Origin of the sequence: Aeromicrobium sp. REDSEA-S32_B7, from assembly GCF_001626145.1 — a bacterium.
GTDB classification, from domain to species: domain Bacteria; phylum Actinomycetota; class Actinomycetes; order Propionibacteriales; family Nocardioidaceae; genus Aeromicrobium; species Aeromicrobium erythreum.
The window spans coordinates 1-13311 of sequence record NZ_LUNF01000030.1; the positions used below are offsets into that span (position 1 = coordinate 1).

15 protein-coding genes are annotated in these 13311 nt (G+C 65.2%); 5 read left to right on the forward strand and 10 right to left on the reverse strand.

The window, feature by feature from the left end; genetic code table 11:
* The first annotated feature begins 986 nt into the window (after positions 1-986).
* From A6Q79_RS01855 to A6Q79_RS01870, 4 genes are all read left to right on the forward strand, one after another.
* Positions 987-2426 carry a HEPN domain-containing protein gene (locus A6Q79_RS01855; RefSeq protein ID WP_286690005.1) on the forward strand — a complete coding sequence of 480 codons (1440 nt, stop codon included), beginning with the start codon at positions 987-989 and terminating at the stop codon, positions 2424-2426.
* Positions 2427-2740: 314 nt separating this feature from the next.
* A complete protein-coding gene (locus A6Q79_RS01860; protein WP_286690006.1) occupies positions 2741-3049 on the forward strand; it encodes a helix-turn-helix domain-containing protein in 309 nt (102 codons plus the stop codon).
* Positions 3050-3177: 128 nt separating this feature from the next.
* Positions 3178-3426 carry a hypothetical protein gene (locus A6Q79_RS01865; protein WP_286690007.1) on the forward strand — a complete coding sequence of 83 codons (249 nt, stop codon included), beginning with the start codon at positions 3178-3180 and terminating at the stop codon, positions 3424-3426.
* Positions 3423-3692 carry a hypothetical protein gene (locus A6Q79_RS01870; protein WP_286690008.1) on the forward strand — a complete coding sequence of 90 codons (270 nt, stop codon included), beginning with the start codon at positions 3423-3425 and terminating at the stop codon, positions 3690-3692. The genes A6Q79_RS01865 and A6Q79_RS01870 overlap by 4 nt, the downstream gene beginning before the upstream one ends.
* 532 nt (positions 3693-4224) lie before the next feature.
* Here A6Q79_RS01870 and A6Q79_RS01875 read toward each other — a convergent pair.
* The 3 genes from A6Q79_RS01875 to A6Q79_RS01885 all read right to left on the reverse strand — a co-directional run bounded on the left by A6Q79_RS01875 (position 4225) and on the right by A6Q79_RS01885 (position 6962).
* Positions 4225-4749, reverse strand: a complete 525-nt coding sequence (locus tag A6Q79_RS01875; RefSeq protein ID WP_286690009.1) for a hypothetical protein — start codon at positions 4747-4749, stop codon at positions 4225-4227.
* 256 nt (positions 4750-5005) lie between these two features.
* Positions 5006-5851 carry a TIGR04255 family protein gene (locus A6Q79_RS01880; RefSeq protein WP_286690010.1) on the reverse strand — a complete coding sequence of 282 codons (846 nt, stop codon included), beginning with the start codon at positions 5849-5851 and terminating at the stop codon, positions 5006-5008.
* Between the two features lie 409 nt (positions 5852-6260).
* Positions 6261-6962, reverse strand: a complete 702-nt coding sequence (locus A6Q79_RS01885) for a hypothetical protein (protein ID WP_286690011.1) — start codon at positions 6960-6962, stop codon at positions 6261-6263.
* Between the two features lie 59 nt (positions 6963-7021).
* Between A6Q79_RS01885 and A6Q79_RS01890 the strand changes: the two genes are divergently transcribed.
* On the forward strand, positions 7022-7438 hold the full coding sequence (locus A6Q79_RS01890; RefSeq protein ID WP_286690012.1) for a hypothetical protein: 417 nt from the start codon (positions 7022-7024) through the stop codon (positions 7436-7438).
* A gap of 108 nt (positions 7439-7546) precedes the next feature.
* Here A6Q79_RS01890 and A6Q79_RS01895 read toward each other — a convergent pair whose 3' ends face one another.
* From A6Q79_RS01895 to A6Q79_RS01925, 7 genes are read right to left on the reverse strand one after another with little or no spacing between them, the layout of a single operon-like run.
* Entirely contained in the window at positions 7547-10660 is a 3114-nt protein-coding gene (locus A6Q79_RS01895; RefSeq protein ID WP_286690013.1) for a phage tail tape measure protein, read from the reverse strand.
* A complete protein-coding gene (locus tag A6Q79_RS01900; protein WP_286690014.1) occupies positions 10657-11025 on the reverse strand; it encodes an HK97-gp10 family putative phage morphogenesis protein in 369 nt (122 codons plus the stop codon). The genes A6Q79_RS01895 and A6Q79_RS01900 overlap by 4 nt, the downstream gene beginning before the upstream one ends.
* A gap of 3 nt (positions 11026-11028) precedes the next feature.
* Complete coding sequence (locus tag A6Q79_RS01905; RefSeq protein ID WP_286690015.1) at positions 11029-11346, reverse strand: hypothetical protein; 318 nt, start codon at positions 11344-11346, stop codon at positions 11029-11031.
* Between the two features lie 37 nt (positions 11347-11383).
* Positions 11384-12097 (reverse strand): hypothetical protein, encoded by a 714-nt coding sequence (locus A6Q79_RS01910; RefSeq protein WP_286690016.1) that lies wholly within the window; start codon positions 12095-12097, stop codon positions 11384-11386.
* A complete protein-coding gene (locus tag A6Q79_RS01915) occupies positions 12094-12564 on the reverse strand; it encodes a hypothetical protein (RefSeq protein WP_286690017.1) in 471 nt (156 codons plus the stop codon). The genes A6Q79_RS01910 and A6Q79_RS01915 overlap by 4 nt, the downstream gene beginning before the upstream one ends.
* Complete coding sequence (locus tag A6Q79_RS01920; RefSeq protein WP_286690018.1) at positions 12542-12982, reverse strand: helix-turn-helix domain-containing protein; 441 nt, start codon at positions 12980-12982, stop codon at positions 12542-12544. The genes A6Q79_RS01915 and A6Q79_RS01920 overlap by 23 nt, the downstream gene beginning before the upstream one ends.
* Before the next feature lie 19 nt (positions 12983-13001).
* Positions 13002-13250: a hypothetical protein gene (locus A6Q79_RS01925; protein WP_286690019.1), complete on the reverse strand. Its 249-nt coding sequence runs from the start codon at positions 13248-13250 to the stop codon at positions 13002-13004.
* Positions 13251-13311: the final 61 nt, after the last annotated feature.

Below are 13311 nucleotides of genomic sequence, written 5' to 3' on the forward strand. Positions count from 1 at the left end.
AACCACGCTCGATCACCCACCGCTCACCCTCGACCAGACGAGAACCAGGCATACCCACCTCCAGTAGTCACATCGTCTTGCAACTACCGGTTGAGACCACCGTCGGTTTGACCGCGACTACTTCGGACAAGTGGAGCAACCTCCGACGACTGGTCGTGGAGCAGTCTGTCCGCAGCAAGTACGACGGAAAAATGGAGCCCTTGCTCGAAGCAACCGATCCCTATGCGGCTTTCAGCAGCGGAGAGTGGACCGCCCAAGTCCTAGCCCGTTCGGCGCGGGAGGCGATGGGGTTCGCAGATGCTATGACCCAGTTCGCCCAGAAGGAGGTCGGCAAATACCACACTCCCGCGGCGGAGTGGCTGCACCACATCTTGCGGCCTCACTTCCGAGATCTGCTTCCCGACGATGAAACTTACGACCAAGAATGGGACCGCGCCGAGGTCGTACTCGGTGTGCTCGCGCAGGACATCGTGTTGACTCGTCGAGCCACCGCCGAAGACGGACGCTACTACGGTCGGTCTCACTGGTTTGGTCGATCCGCTTGGCGCGGCGCCCACAGCCGAGGCAACGCGGTCGAGGACATCGCGCAGGAGCTGCGTGTCGAAGGTTCCTCGTGGGGCCCTCTGCGGGCGGGACTCTTCGGGGGGGTGACGCCGACCGCGCGCGAGTGGCGATCGAGGCCTACGCAGAATCGTTCGCCGGGATGTCCCGGAGCATGTGGTGATCCACAACAGCTCCAGCAAGGCCTTGCGGGTGTCATGCGGCGTCCTGCCTGGCGTACGCGACGAAACCCCTGCAGGAGGCGTGACGACGCCCGCCGGCCAGACTGCCCAATTCCGACGCTGCCGCGATCGTCCTGACGCTTGCCATGAGCGACCGCGTCGACTCTTCCAGGGCTTCTTGAGTCTGCCCGTGCGGGAATTCCTCGCGAGAGCTTTCTATGCTAAATGAGCGACGCCAGTGGATCTAGATGACAGGCTGTTGGCGTGGATCCTGCGACGGCGTTGAAGCCAAGATTCGAAGAGGGGGAGTATTCCTGCACATGGCTCATCCCCAACGGCGTGTCCGACGAATCGCCAGCCCGAGTCCCTGGAACGCTCACTCTCGAAGGCGGCCGGGTTCCGACTGGACACGGCTACGGACCAGAGGTTCCGACTTCAGTCTCAGCTAGCGGTCTGACGTCGCTTCCTCAAACGACTTATCACCCGGCGCTGAAGTGCGAACTTGCGATCGGCGCGGTAGCCACACTCTTGAACGCCCGCCTGCGCGTCTGGGCGCCGGAGCGCGTCAATATCTCGGCGTCGGCCGTCCTAGTTGGGCAGGGCTACCCGGCTGACTCTTCCGCGCGAATCTGCCAGATTAAAACACAGGTGACTGGCCTCGAATCGATCACTGCGACAGCCCCACTCGACCGCGCCATTCAGATACCTCGCAACGGGGAACGCGTCACCTTCGAGCTAGCCCCCAGTCCGTCAGCGCGACTCGCTTGGGAAGACGAGTCGGCCATTCTCATCGCCGATTATGCTTCTAGCGCAGCTTCTGCCGACTTGTACGGAACTCGTCATCTCTTTAGCCCCACTCTCCAGCTGGACATCGACGAGCCCCTGCCTTTCCTCGAATTCTCGGCGCTATGGATCGATCCGATCCATCGCCTGGCGGCTGTTTCCATTGGGCAACGTCAAGCGATCACGCACGTCACGGCGGTAGGTGAAGATGAGGACGGCAATGATGGAAAATGGGAGGTTTTCGCGAAGGGTGTCACACAGGCCCCGTATGCCTCAGTAGAGAAGGAGGTCAGGGAGACCAAATCGGCTCTTGCGCTAGGACCGGATGGCGACAGTCTCCTAGCAATCATTCGCAAGTGGAACGATCTTGACGCGATGCGACATCCCATCATTCACTCTTTCGGTCGCGAAGTTGGAAGCTTGACCGACCAGACCCCAAGAGCGCAGTTCCTTACACTGATCCAGGCCCTGGAAGGCACGCATCGGAGCGAAGAGGCAGCGAAGACAGCTGCCGAGGAAGACAAATTCACGCTGAAACGTGAGGACTTCTTGAACTCAACGCCGCTAACGTATCTCTCCACAGCGGAGCGCAAGTTTCTCAAGAAGAATCTCGCGCGCAAGCCACCTTCGGGATTAGATCGAGCGCTTCATTGGATCGACGAAGGGAGCACAGGTAGCCTTGGTGAGGCAGTCGGGTCACTTGACATCATCCAAGCGAAACTCGACGAAAAATCTGCTACCTCTTGGGCTGACGCAATACGCGTTATTCGGAATGACTATTCACACGCGAACAGGTCCTACGACCCTTACGAGCTCCATGAACTTGTCGAAGTGCTGAGGCGCTTCGCTACGGAGACATGCCTTCGATTACTCGGCGCAAGCATTGCATCCCGCACTCGAGCCATACGGCCTACCGTTTGAGTCCTGAGCGGGTATCGTCGGCAATATTCAAAGGATGGCAGCGCCGACCATCGGACACCACAGTGCTCCCGGTGGGGGTCGAACTCCGAACGCGGTCAGTCCTCTCCTTGCCCCCTCGCTCCCTGCGGTGCGGACTTGCAGTCCTGAGTGCGTCCCGACCGGGAGCCTCGTTCCCCTCGGTGTCCGTCGAGTGCTGTCAGTCGGTGACCGCATCCGTGACCAGGCCTCGCCCCGACCGCCCCGCTGATTGGGATAGGTTCCGAGCTCCCGCCACCCCCTGCCGGTGGCGCCGGCTCATCATCAGGAGGCCCTCGATGACCGATCTGCCTGTCCGACTGACGGTCGAGGAAGCCGCAGCGATCACACGCGAGTCCGCGTTCACCATCCGCAAGCGATGCCGCGACGGCGTCCTGCCCGCAGCCAAGCACGGCCGCTCCTGGTGGATCCTCCGCGCCGACCTCGACCGCTACATGCAGGCCACCAACACGCCGTCCAGCGAACCGGAGCGCGCGCCTTTCATGACAACCGAATTGCGTCGACAAACGCGACAGTCCGCTTCGCAGGCCTCCGTCTTCCGGACCGCTGACCAGAAGCGGCGCAGGAACGGGGGTGGGAAGCACTAAACGCAGGACGGCCCCGCCGCGTGTTCCAGCACAACGGCGAGGCCTTGACCCAACCAACCTTGGACTAGAAGGAGGACGGATCCATGAAGGACCGTACCCGTAACACCCGACAGCACGACGATGCGACGGTGGGGAAGCCGTCGACGCCGTCGGACCCCTTCGCCGACTTTACGATCGACGAGCTCAAGGCGGCGCTCGCCTGGCATCGCGGCGACCGCAGCGGTGAGCCGCCGACGCCCCTGCTCGCGTTCATCGAGTACCGTCTCGCCGCCCAGGAGCACCTGACCGAAGAGGAGGCCGCGCTCGTCGCCTCGACGACCGACCTCGAGCAGCGCTTCAAGATCCTCGACCGCGCCTACGCCAGGACAGCGTCATGAGCGCGTTGACGTGCCCGTTCTGGTGCCTCGTGCACGGCGACGGTGTCACTCTCGCCGACAGGCCTCATGAGGGCATGCGAACGGTGCTGAACGGGCTCGAGGGCGGGTCGCTCGCGGTAGTGCTCTTGCAGCACGAGCGGAGGGCAGCAGCGGAGCTTGAGTTCGACATCGACGGACGATCAGTGCTGCTCCGACCCGGAGAAGGGCAGCGGATCATCGATGCGATCCGGGACGCGGTCGGGGTCGCCATGCGGGCCGCACGATGAGCGTCCAGGCGACCGAGACGTCCGCAACGGGAAGGGGGCAGCTCCCTGTCGGTCCTCTCGTCGCGCGAATTGCGGCACGAGGCGGCATCGGGGCCTGTCTCGAGCGGGAGCCGGACCTCGACCGGGTTCGTCTGGAGCGGAAGTTGAACCGCGGCATCGTCCGAGGGCATCTGTCTTTCCGCACTGCTGACACCCTCGCGATCAAGATGCTTGGACTGCATCCGATGTCTGTCTGGGGAGACGACTGGCTCGACTAGCAGGTCAGGGGGTGGTGAGGCGGGGGGGTCCGTTCGACCGGCTCCTCGCCTTCCTCGCCCGCATCACAGACGGAGACGGCGTCCCGAGCAACTCCCCCCGTCGCCGTCCTACGCAACCGCGTCATCAAGATGCGCGTCTCCGGCGGCAGGGTCAACGAGACCGAAGCCCTCGCTCTCGTCATCTACGCCTGGAACGCGCACCGAGCCGGCGAGACCAGGACCAAGCTTCAGATGCCTAAGGGCGGGCTGACGCCGGAGAACTTTACCGAGCCGCGCTAGACCTCGACGGCGAGCCTCGTCCAGTGCGCGACCCATTTCTGGTGGAAAAGGTCAACAGCTTCGGAGGTCAGACGCTGAGACCTATCAGAGTTGGTCGCACCCGTGAGCCGACGTTCCTCCCCTTGAAACTCTCTGAGGAAAGCTTGGAAAACCGACACCTCATGGGTTAGGGGCTGCCCGAGGTCCACAAAAGCTTCTCCGAAGCCGTCGACCTCCCCGAGGTACATCACGCGGTAGGGCTGGACATCGTCAGCCATGCGGCGCAGCATCGCCGCGCGCTCTTGCGGTTGCTTCGCCACATCGATCAGCCGCAGAAACGTCATGTGATCAGCCTGGGACTCACCACGTGCGTTCTGCTTGTCGAGCACGCACCCGTGCGTCACCAGGACCGCGTAGCCGCGCGGTAGGGCTGCCAGACCCACTCCCGGCCCGATCGCCGTGTCCACCAGCGGCATTGAACTAAAGATGTCGCCCTGGGAAAACCACCAGTCCGCCGATTCAAGCCGGCCGTTCGCAGTCACCAATCAATGTCGTCGACGGTGATTGGCACCAGCTTGACGTGCTTTACGCCAACTTCGGGTTCGCAGTCAAAGCGCGGCTGCTGCGAACGAGGATCTTGGAACAAGCGCGAAGCGGCGATCCGGCGAGCTCGGAATGCGTCTAACTCGAGACCACGGCGACCGGCCACCTGCCGCTGCGCGGTGGGAGCCGATCCGTCTTGCGAATACGCAAGAATGGAGAGCTGAGCGTGGTCGACCCGCGGGTTTACTGCCACCATTACTCGATCAACCTCCGTGTTGCGTCGGTGATGCTTGCTTCGAAGACATAGTTCTTGGCATTCCGGAGTGTTTCCAGTCTGCCACGCAGGTTTGCATCAAATTCAGGGTCCCGGACGTCGAGCGCAACGCTTGAGCGAGCCTCGATGTCGAGCAGGAGGGAGGTGTGCCCATCCAAGGCCTGGGGCGCCAGTGCAGAAACTATACCCACCACCGCCCCATGCTTGGGCAGCGGGACGTCGATTCGCATGAACAAACTAGTGACGGACTGGGGAAGGTAGGAAGACACATCCACGGAAGTCCGCAGGTAGTCCTTGAACTCGATGGACTCGCTTGGGACGTCAATGCGATTCACAAAGCGGACGGCAATCCCGCTGACAAACCGCGGTTCGGCGAGCTCCTTGTAGCGCGACCAGTACGCTTCCAAGTTGCTCGAAAACTTCTCCCACGTCTCATAGGTACTGAACGACGACCCGATGAATGCATCGCGCATCGTGCCGATTCGCACAGCTGAGTCATCCGATCGAAAAACGTAACCGTTCACCTCGCCGGTCGTCGTCCCAATGACCTGGTCGCCGATGACCTCAAACTCATTGGAGACGTCGAAAGCTGGTTCGCGAGTGAAGCCCTCGGTGAAAGCGCTCTCGAGCACGGACGCGTCGCTCAGTGTCTCGCTGATCGCGATCGCGATGGATGCTTCAACGATCGGCGCACGTGCGTATCGTCGCCCGCCCTCGGGCATAAGGGCGGCCAGGTCTCCCCAGTCGTGCTGAGCGTTCAGAGCGGCGCCTCCTATGCTGCTTACTGCGAGCGTACCAACACCCATGATGCGCGCGTCGCACGCCATCCGCTGAGCGTGTCCGGCTAGTGGACCGCGCTGCGCGCAGTCGTGTGGCGCCCGCCCACTGCACGCCGAGCCCGACCAGCGAACCCAGCCTCGAGCGTCCAGTCCGCGCCGGCTTCGAGCAGTAGCGCCGGGGCGTGCAGGTCCTGCGGGTGATAGATGCCTGGCTGAGCCAGGAACCCGCCCAGTGCCATCCCACACGCCTCAGAGAGGATGTCAGCTCTCCCGGCGGCGATCTCGCGAAGCTCAGCAACGGCCGCGGCCCGATTCGCACCCTCGCGAGCTAGCCGGCGAGCGGTCGTCGTCAGACGGATCTCGAGATGCCGGTCGGGGCTGAGTCGTTGGCGCGCCATGGGGGCAACCTACGGAGCCCCACCGACTCTTCCTCTCAGAGGCGCAGGCGGGACCTTGGTCAAGTCCGATTCCGCTGCGACCACTCTCGAAGTATCGCGGGGTCCATTCGGCCGACCTCGGGCCACCGCAGCTTCACTCCCGCGGCGACGCGCTGGCAGAGCTTGTACGCCTCAGCTGCGTCCTCTGGACGGCATCCCTTCTCCAACATGTGGGCCCGCACTTGCTCAGGCGGCATCGCAAGGCGCGCGTCGGCCAGGATCTTGATGGTGGACTTCACCATGCCGTAGCCCAGCGTCCCGCCTAAATTGCCAGCGAGACTCTCCAAGCCAGCTCTGACCGCCCTGTCTAGGCCTACGTTTCCGGACGGCACGAACGCCTCTCCCAGCAGTTCCGCCTTGGATCCGTTCGCCCATGCCGTCACCCACGGCAATGGCGACGTGGGCGCTTGCCAGGGCAGCAGGCACATCGCTCGGATGTCGTGATCGTGGGACAAGAGCTCTGTGAAAGCCTTCGCCGTGGGCCACACGGCCAGCACCGGTCCGTTCGGGAAACCGCGCCCACGCTTCGAAACTCTGACATTCGGCATCTTCGCTAGAGCGGAGACCCCCTGCCATTCGCTCAACACATAGGCGTTCGGAACGTCGAGCAAGATCTCCCCACCGAGTTCTCGCTGTTGCCGCAGGATCCATCGGACCCCAAGACGCACCGCGCCGGACTTGTCCTCGGCGCCAGGGGTGATTGCACACGGATACTGGCTCACTGGTCCAGGCTAAAGCGAAGATCTGACGAATTGTCGGGTCCGAACCCTACGATCGACTCATGCCCCCATCTCGCGACGCTCAGCGGAAGCACGTCGTCATCGGGCTCGCTCTCGGGGTGCTGCTCGAGGGCGTCGACGCAGTGTCGTCCGACAAGATGAAGTTCGCATTCGCCTTCAACCGTGCCTGGAGCGCATGGCCCAAAGCCAACAACTTTCGAGGAATCTCGGGTCCTTTTCCCGGCGACTTCATCTGGGGTGGACTCAGCAAGTCCGCCAACAGGCAGATGGCGTTCGCGGCCTGGGACGGCTCGCAGCGCGGTTGGTGGATCGCCTACTCGCCCATGGAAGGCATCACGCTTCAGGATGCCGTGGAGATTCACTCAGATGAGCGGGCGATTGAAGCCGACTGGCGCCACCTAGCTCGACTCTTCATCGAAGCGCTCGGTGATGAAGGCGTCGGCGTTATCGACGACTGAGCGCGAACCGTGCTCATCCGCGACCCGCCCTTCGGTTGCTGTCGTTGAATCGCTCACGAACCGCGATCCCGTAGAGGCCGATGCCGTAGTGCCCCAGACCGTAGGCCGTCATCCGAGCACCCCCACCCTCTGCTGACCGGCATCCAGGTTGTGCTGGACCAGGCGGGCGACCTCGCGAGCCAGGGACGTCTCGTCGAACTTCATCGTGACCGTCTGCTCGAGCTTCGTGACCTGCTGACGCTGCGCAGCCGACAGATTCCCCGACCAACCCCGAGCAGCCATCCACGCCGGATCCGTCGTCAACTGGCCGTAGGCGCCAGCCACCCCCTGCAGGGTCGGGACCTGAGCGTTCACACGCCGCAACGCGTTCGCGTCGGACAAGTAATGCCGGGCCAGCTTGATCGCCGACTTCGACGGACCCGCCGCCTGCAGCTGCTGCAGCAGCCACGGAGCCGCGCCATGCTTCTTCAACTGGAACAGCAGACTCGTCAGCGTCGCCATGTCCGCGATCGACCGGTCCAACGCCCGCTCCACCTGCTCAGGCGTAGACAGCCCCTCGATCGACGTGTTGCTACTGATGAACGAGTCGGTCGCCTGGCGGCGGTCCTCGCGCAGCTGACGGCGCTGCTCGGCGCGGTTGTCGCGGTACTCGTTGTACTGATCGGGGCTCATGCCCCGGCGACGGGCATCCCGCGACGCGCGCAGCGTGCCCGCGTACTCGCGGCGGGTCTCGATCAGATCCTGCCGCGCCTCCACCCGATCCAGGCCACGCAGCACGTACCGCGTCGGGCGGGTGTCCTTGCCCTTCGGCTTCTCGCCGTACTTCTCCCGCTCGTTCAACGACCGCTGCAGGTCCCGCATGCGGATCCGCAGCCGGGTCAGCTCGAGGGAGGAGACCGCGTCGACCTGTCCACCCGACGCGAACCCGGGGACGTCGCCCAGCAGGTCCGACAGGTTCAGGCCAGCGTTGATCGCGGCCAGCCACTCGTCGTTCTCGCGCGAGGACCGCTCGTTGATGATCCACTCACCAGAACGCACCATGAGCGTCTTCCCCGCGGGGCCACGAGCGATGACGTTGTCCAGCATCGGGTTCGACGGGGGCCGACCGGGCACCACTCCACCGGATGCGAAACCCTGCGGCACGACTCCGCCGGTGGCTGCAGCCGGCTGGATGGGGATGCTGATCCCAGGCAGGCTGTTCGCGAAGGACAGCAGCCCTCCTACGGCCTGCCGCGCGGCTTGCGTGTTCGCGTCGACCTTGAGCGTGGCCGAGTCGCCGTCGACGGAGTAGAGGTAGCCGATGGCCTCTTGGATGTCGCGTGTGGCGAAGTCCTTCGCCCGCATGATCGTCTCGACCTCTTCGGGCGTCAGACCGTACTGCCGCGACAGGGCGACCACGTCCTCGATCGACTTCACGGCGCCCGGCGTGGCGATCCTGGTCGTGACTTCGGCCGGCAGCTTGATCAGTTCGTCGGCGTACTTCCCCAGGCCAGCGGAGGCGAGCCTGGTCCGTTCGCCAAGGTCCTCGAACTGCCACAGCGCTCCACGGGTGCCTCCACCACCGCCGAGGTCCTCGCCGAAGATCTGGTTGCGGAGTTCGAGCGTCTCGCGTTGCTTCTCGTTCGCCGTCATCGCCGACTGGCGCAGATCCTCGTACCGCTTCGGCAGGGACTCGAGGAGCTTGTCGTTGTAGATCTCGCCCAGGATCCCGGCGATGCCGATCACCCCGGCGGACCGGCCCAGTGCGGTCTTGGAGACGGCACCCAGTGCGGTCCCTCGCGCTGCGCCTCCTGCGGCCGACCCGGCGGCGCTGGCGCCGGCTCCGGCAGCCGCGGCGCCGGCAGCTCCCGGCAGGACCTTCGGTACGGCGTAGCGCGCGAACGCCCCGGTCACGAGGGCGGTCTGAGCCCACTCCGGCATCGCGTTGAAGGCGTCGGCGACGGCTTTCACGGCTGGGGCGAGTGCTTCAGCTGCGTCGGCTGCGATGCCCATCGTCGTGGCGACAGCGGGCAGTGTGGACTCCGCGGCCGGTCCGAGCGTGTCGACGAGCCAGACCGCTGCGTCCCCGGCCTTGCGTCCCCATTCCTCGAAGTCTCCGTCGGCGGCCAAGTCCGAGAGCCGGTCCGCGACCTCGACGATCGCGGGCGCCAGACCCTTGCCGAACTGGATCTTCGCGGTCTCGATCTGCCCGGACAGATTCTCCAGCGCTCCCGAAGTGCCCGACATCGACGCATCCGCGAGACGCTGCGCCGCGCCCAGGTCCGACGTCTGCCGAATGTAGCCCTCAAGCCCTTCAGCGCCCTCCTGGATGAGGACGTTCGCCGCGCGGCGGGCATCAGCACCGAAGATGGTCGTCAACGCGGCCGTCCGCTCCTTCGCGGACATGCCGCCGAAGGTGCGCTGGAGCCGCTCGGCGATCTGCGTCGCGGACACGAACTCGCCGTTGCTGTCGGTGAACGTCAGCCCCAGCTCGGCCATCGCCTGAGCCTGTTCCTTCGTCTGCGGCACCAGACGCGTCAACATGGTCCGCAGCGACGTGCCCGCGTCCGAACCCTGGATGCCCGCGTTCCAGAAAGCCGCCAGGATGCCCGTGGTCTCCTGCACCGACAGGCTCGCCGAGTTGGCCTCCGTGCCGGCCTGAGCGAGCGCCTGCGTGATGTCCGAGACGTCCGCGCTCGAGGCGTTCGCGGCGCCCGCGAGAGCCGACACCGCCTCGTCGGTCTGCGACGCCTCCAACCGGAACGCGCCCATCGTGTTGACGACCGAGTTCGCCGCCACGTCCAGGTCCAGGCTACCCGCCGCCGCCAGGGTGAGCGAGTTCTTCAACGCGCCAGCCTGGATCTGCGCCGGCGACAGGCCACCCTTCGCAAGCTCGAGCATCGCCGACGCGGACTCCTGAGCGGAGAACACCGTGTCGGCGCCGAGCTTCATCGCCAGGTCGTCCAGTTCGGCCATCGCAGCCTTGGGCGCCTTCGTCTGCTGCGCGACCTGACGCATGGTCCGCGAGTACGCGGCCTCCAGCTGCACCGAGTCCTTGACGAGCTTCGCGATGCCGACCGTCGCGACCGACCCGGCTGCGATCTTGAGAGCACTGGAGACCTGTCCGCCGGACCTCTGTCCTTGGACACCGAGAGCTGCGGTGTCGCGCGAGGCTTGCTGCATCGCCGTCCGGTACTGCGACATGTCTGCCGTGACGAGCACGGTCACCTTGCGATCGCTCATGACCACCACTCCCCAGCGGACTGGGCCACTGCATCGGCAAACGGACCGACGTGGCGGTCGAACGCCGGCCCCATGAAGGGCTGCGGAGCCTGGGTGGAGGTTCCGTACTCGACGTAAACGCCGTAGTCCGCGTCCGCGCGGACCCGACAGGTGACTGCCCAAGCTCGGTCAATCGTCAAGCGATGGATTGACGACCGCAGGTTGCCGGTGTCGACCGGTGCAAGCGCCTGCGCGTCGCGCTTGATGTCATCGGAGGTCTTCTGCACGGCGACACGAACCCGCGCTCGCGCGGCCGCAGGGACCAGGACTGCGAGCTCGACCGCCAGCCGGTCGAGGTCGGAGGTGTCCACGTTCACCGACGCCATTGCTCAGCCCTCCCTCGCGTAAACGAAGAGAAGACGCGCCCGCAGAACCCCCACGACCGTGGCCTCCGTTTGACCGACAGCCGAAGCGAGTTCTCGGACCGCGACGGAAGCCATGCCTGCGAGCACGTAGGCCAGGTCGAGGCTGCTGTCGTCGCTGATCGCTTTCTCGAGCGGGGCACCCAGCGACCGAGTTCCCTCCGCGCCATCCGCGAGAGCGAGAAGCATCTCGGTCGCGCGCTCTATTGACACACGCGTCAGACCCACCACGCGCGCGGGTCTCCCCTCGAGGTCGGAGGTCGAGGTGTCGTTGAGGTCGTTCATCGCGCGCTCCGCCCTCGAGCGGCGGGCCTGGGCGACGTCATGAGACTGCTACTAGGTCAGGGCGCCGCGTTACCGCTTCGCCGACTGTCCAGATCGCGGCATCGCCGGCCACCGCCGGGGGCCAGAACTCGCTCGCAGGTACTCCGAAGACCTTCCCGTCAACCATGGATGCGACAGCGGAGACTTCCGGTCGAGGGTCGTCGCCCGCAATGAGCATCCTCAGCACCCGGGCGCGCAGATCGGTGCGTTGGAGGCGCTCGATGATCATGGACGACTTCGACCGCTTCTGGACGGAGTAGCGCGAGTCGAGGAACAGAGATTCTGTGGACGACGCGATGTCCTGGATCGTGCTGATGTGTTGCTCGACCGAGACGAACTCGCCCTCGTGCCGTCGCAGCTGCGCCAGCAGGCGCGTGGTCTTGGACTGGTGCGCTTCCAGCTCGACACGGATCGCGGAGGCTTCGGCCTCGTACGCGGCTGCGTCATGTTCGAGCACCGCGATCCGCGCGGCAACGAGCCGAGGGGCGACCGCCAGTCGGGATGCCTCGGCGACTTCACGGGATGCGCGAGCGGCAGCGAGCTTCGTGGCAAGCTCAGTGGCCCGCTCGGGTGCGTCGAGTACGTCACCACCCATCGACCGGCTCAGATCGTCGGCCTCAGCCTCTGCCTCGCGAACCTTCGACGCCCATTCGCGCTCGGCGGCGAGCCACCGCTGGACCCCGCTGAGGAGCGCCTCGCGCTCGACGCTCATCGTCCATCCACCAACTGACGCAGCGTCTTGAACGACTCGGCCACCTCGGCGCGCTTCTCCGCGGGCACCACAGCGGCTTCGCCACCTGGCGATTGGCCGAGCAGGGCCGCCTCGATCCTGCTCAGCAGCGACTGCGCCTGCGCAGCGGACTTGCCCTGCAGTGCCTCATGGATGTGGCGAGAGACGTCGTCGGAGACACGGCGGGCACGGCCCACGCTCTCGACCAGCTCGTGGTCCAGCGCCCCGGAAGTCGTCGAGAAAGCCGACGTCAGCGACGCAGCCTCCGCGAACGAGGAGTACACGCCTCGCTCCAGGCCACTCGCTGCCTTCGCAGCGTCCGCTTCGCTCAGACCGACACGACGGAAGTCCGCGGTCGCCCCCGCCGCAGGGGCCGCAACCGCCGGACTCTCGCGGCCGACCATGTGCGCGATCGCGCGATCGACCTCAGCTTCCGAGACCTTCCCCATCCGCTTGCTCCTTTGTGTGCTTCAGCTCAACGACCGACGCCGCGTCGATCAGCCACCGTCCCCCGACCCGTTGCCCCCTGAGGGCCCCGCGGTTGACCAGCTGCCCGATGTACTGCCGCGTGACCCCCAGGAGGTCGGCGGCCTCCGAACTCGACAGCGAGCCCGCAGGATCCGAGGAGGGACACTCCGACTTTCCCTCGTGATCGACCTGTTGCGCGCCCGGAGTTTCCTTCGGGAAACCGCCCCGCTGCTGCAGCATCGACATCCACTGATCCGCCGACGCCTGAAGCTGATCCCTGGCGCGTTCAAGGTCCCGCGACAACCCCGGCGGCGCATTCACCTGCGCAGCGACGATCGCCTCTCGCCACACCTGCGGCGGCACCTTCCCGAGAAGCCAGTTCGCGACGTAGGGAGGCACCGCGGCGTACCTCGTAGCCTCACGCACCCTCGCTCACCTCCACCGAAGCTACGAGCTTGGCGAACACTTCGTTGGTGAGCAGTCGCGAAGCCGACTCCCGGAACCCGTCACGCGATGAACCCCCCGACAGCGCCGCGATCACCGCAAGGTGCAAAGACGCGCGGACCGCAACATCGACACTCGTCCGCTCGAGCACCTCGTACGCAGCCTGGATCGCTGAGCCAGGGTCATCACCGCGAGTCGCGGCGATCACCATCCGCAACGCCACCTGCAACGGATCCTCCAGACCAGGTGCCGCTCGCATTGGAGGATCCAGACGATCACCCATC

Bases quoted from the DNA above. Each gene is read 5' to 3' on its own strand.
- A6Q79_RS01905 (WP_286690015.1), bottom strand. From the start codon at position 11,346: ATGAACGACCTCAACGACACCTCGACCTCCGACCTCGAGGGGAGACCC.
- A6Q79_RS01915 (WP_286690017.1), bottom strand. From the start codon at position 12,564: ATGGGGAAGGTCTCGGAAGCTGAGGTCGATCGCGCGATCGCGCACATG.
- A6Q79_RS01880 (WP_286690010.1), bottom strand. From the start codon at position 5,851: ATGGCGTGCGACGCGCGCATCATGGGTGTTGGTACGCTCGCAGTAAGC.
- A6Q79_RS01910 (WP_286690016.1), bottom strand. From the start codon at position 12,097: ATGAGCGTCGAGCGCGAGGCGCTCCTCAGCGGGGTCCAGCGGTGGCTC.
- A6Q79_RS01870 (WP_286690008.1), top strand. From the start codon at position 3,423: ATGAGCGCGTTGACGTGCCCGTTCTGGTGCCTCGTGCACGGCGACGGT.
- A6Q79_RS01860 (WP_286690006.1), top strand. From the start codon at position 2,741: ATGACCGATCTGCCTGTCCGACTGACGGTCGAGGAAGCCGCAGCGATC.
- A6Q79_RS01895 (WP_286690013.1), bottom strand. From the start codon at position 10,660: ATGAGCGATCGCAAGGTGACCGTGCTCGTCACGGCAGACATGTCGCAG.
- A6Q79_RS01890 (WP_286690012.1), top strand. From the start codon at position 7,022: ATGCCCCCATCTCGCGACGCTCAGCGGAAGCACGTCGTCATCGGGCTC.
- A6Q79_RS01900 (WP_286690014.1), bottom strand. From the start codon at position 11,025: ATGGCGTCGGTGAACGTGGACACCTCCGACCTCGACCGGCTGGCGGTC.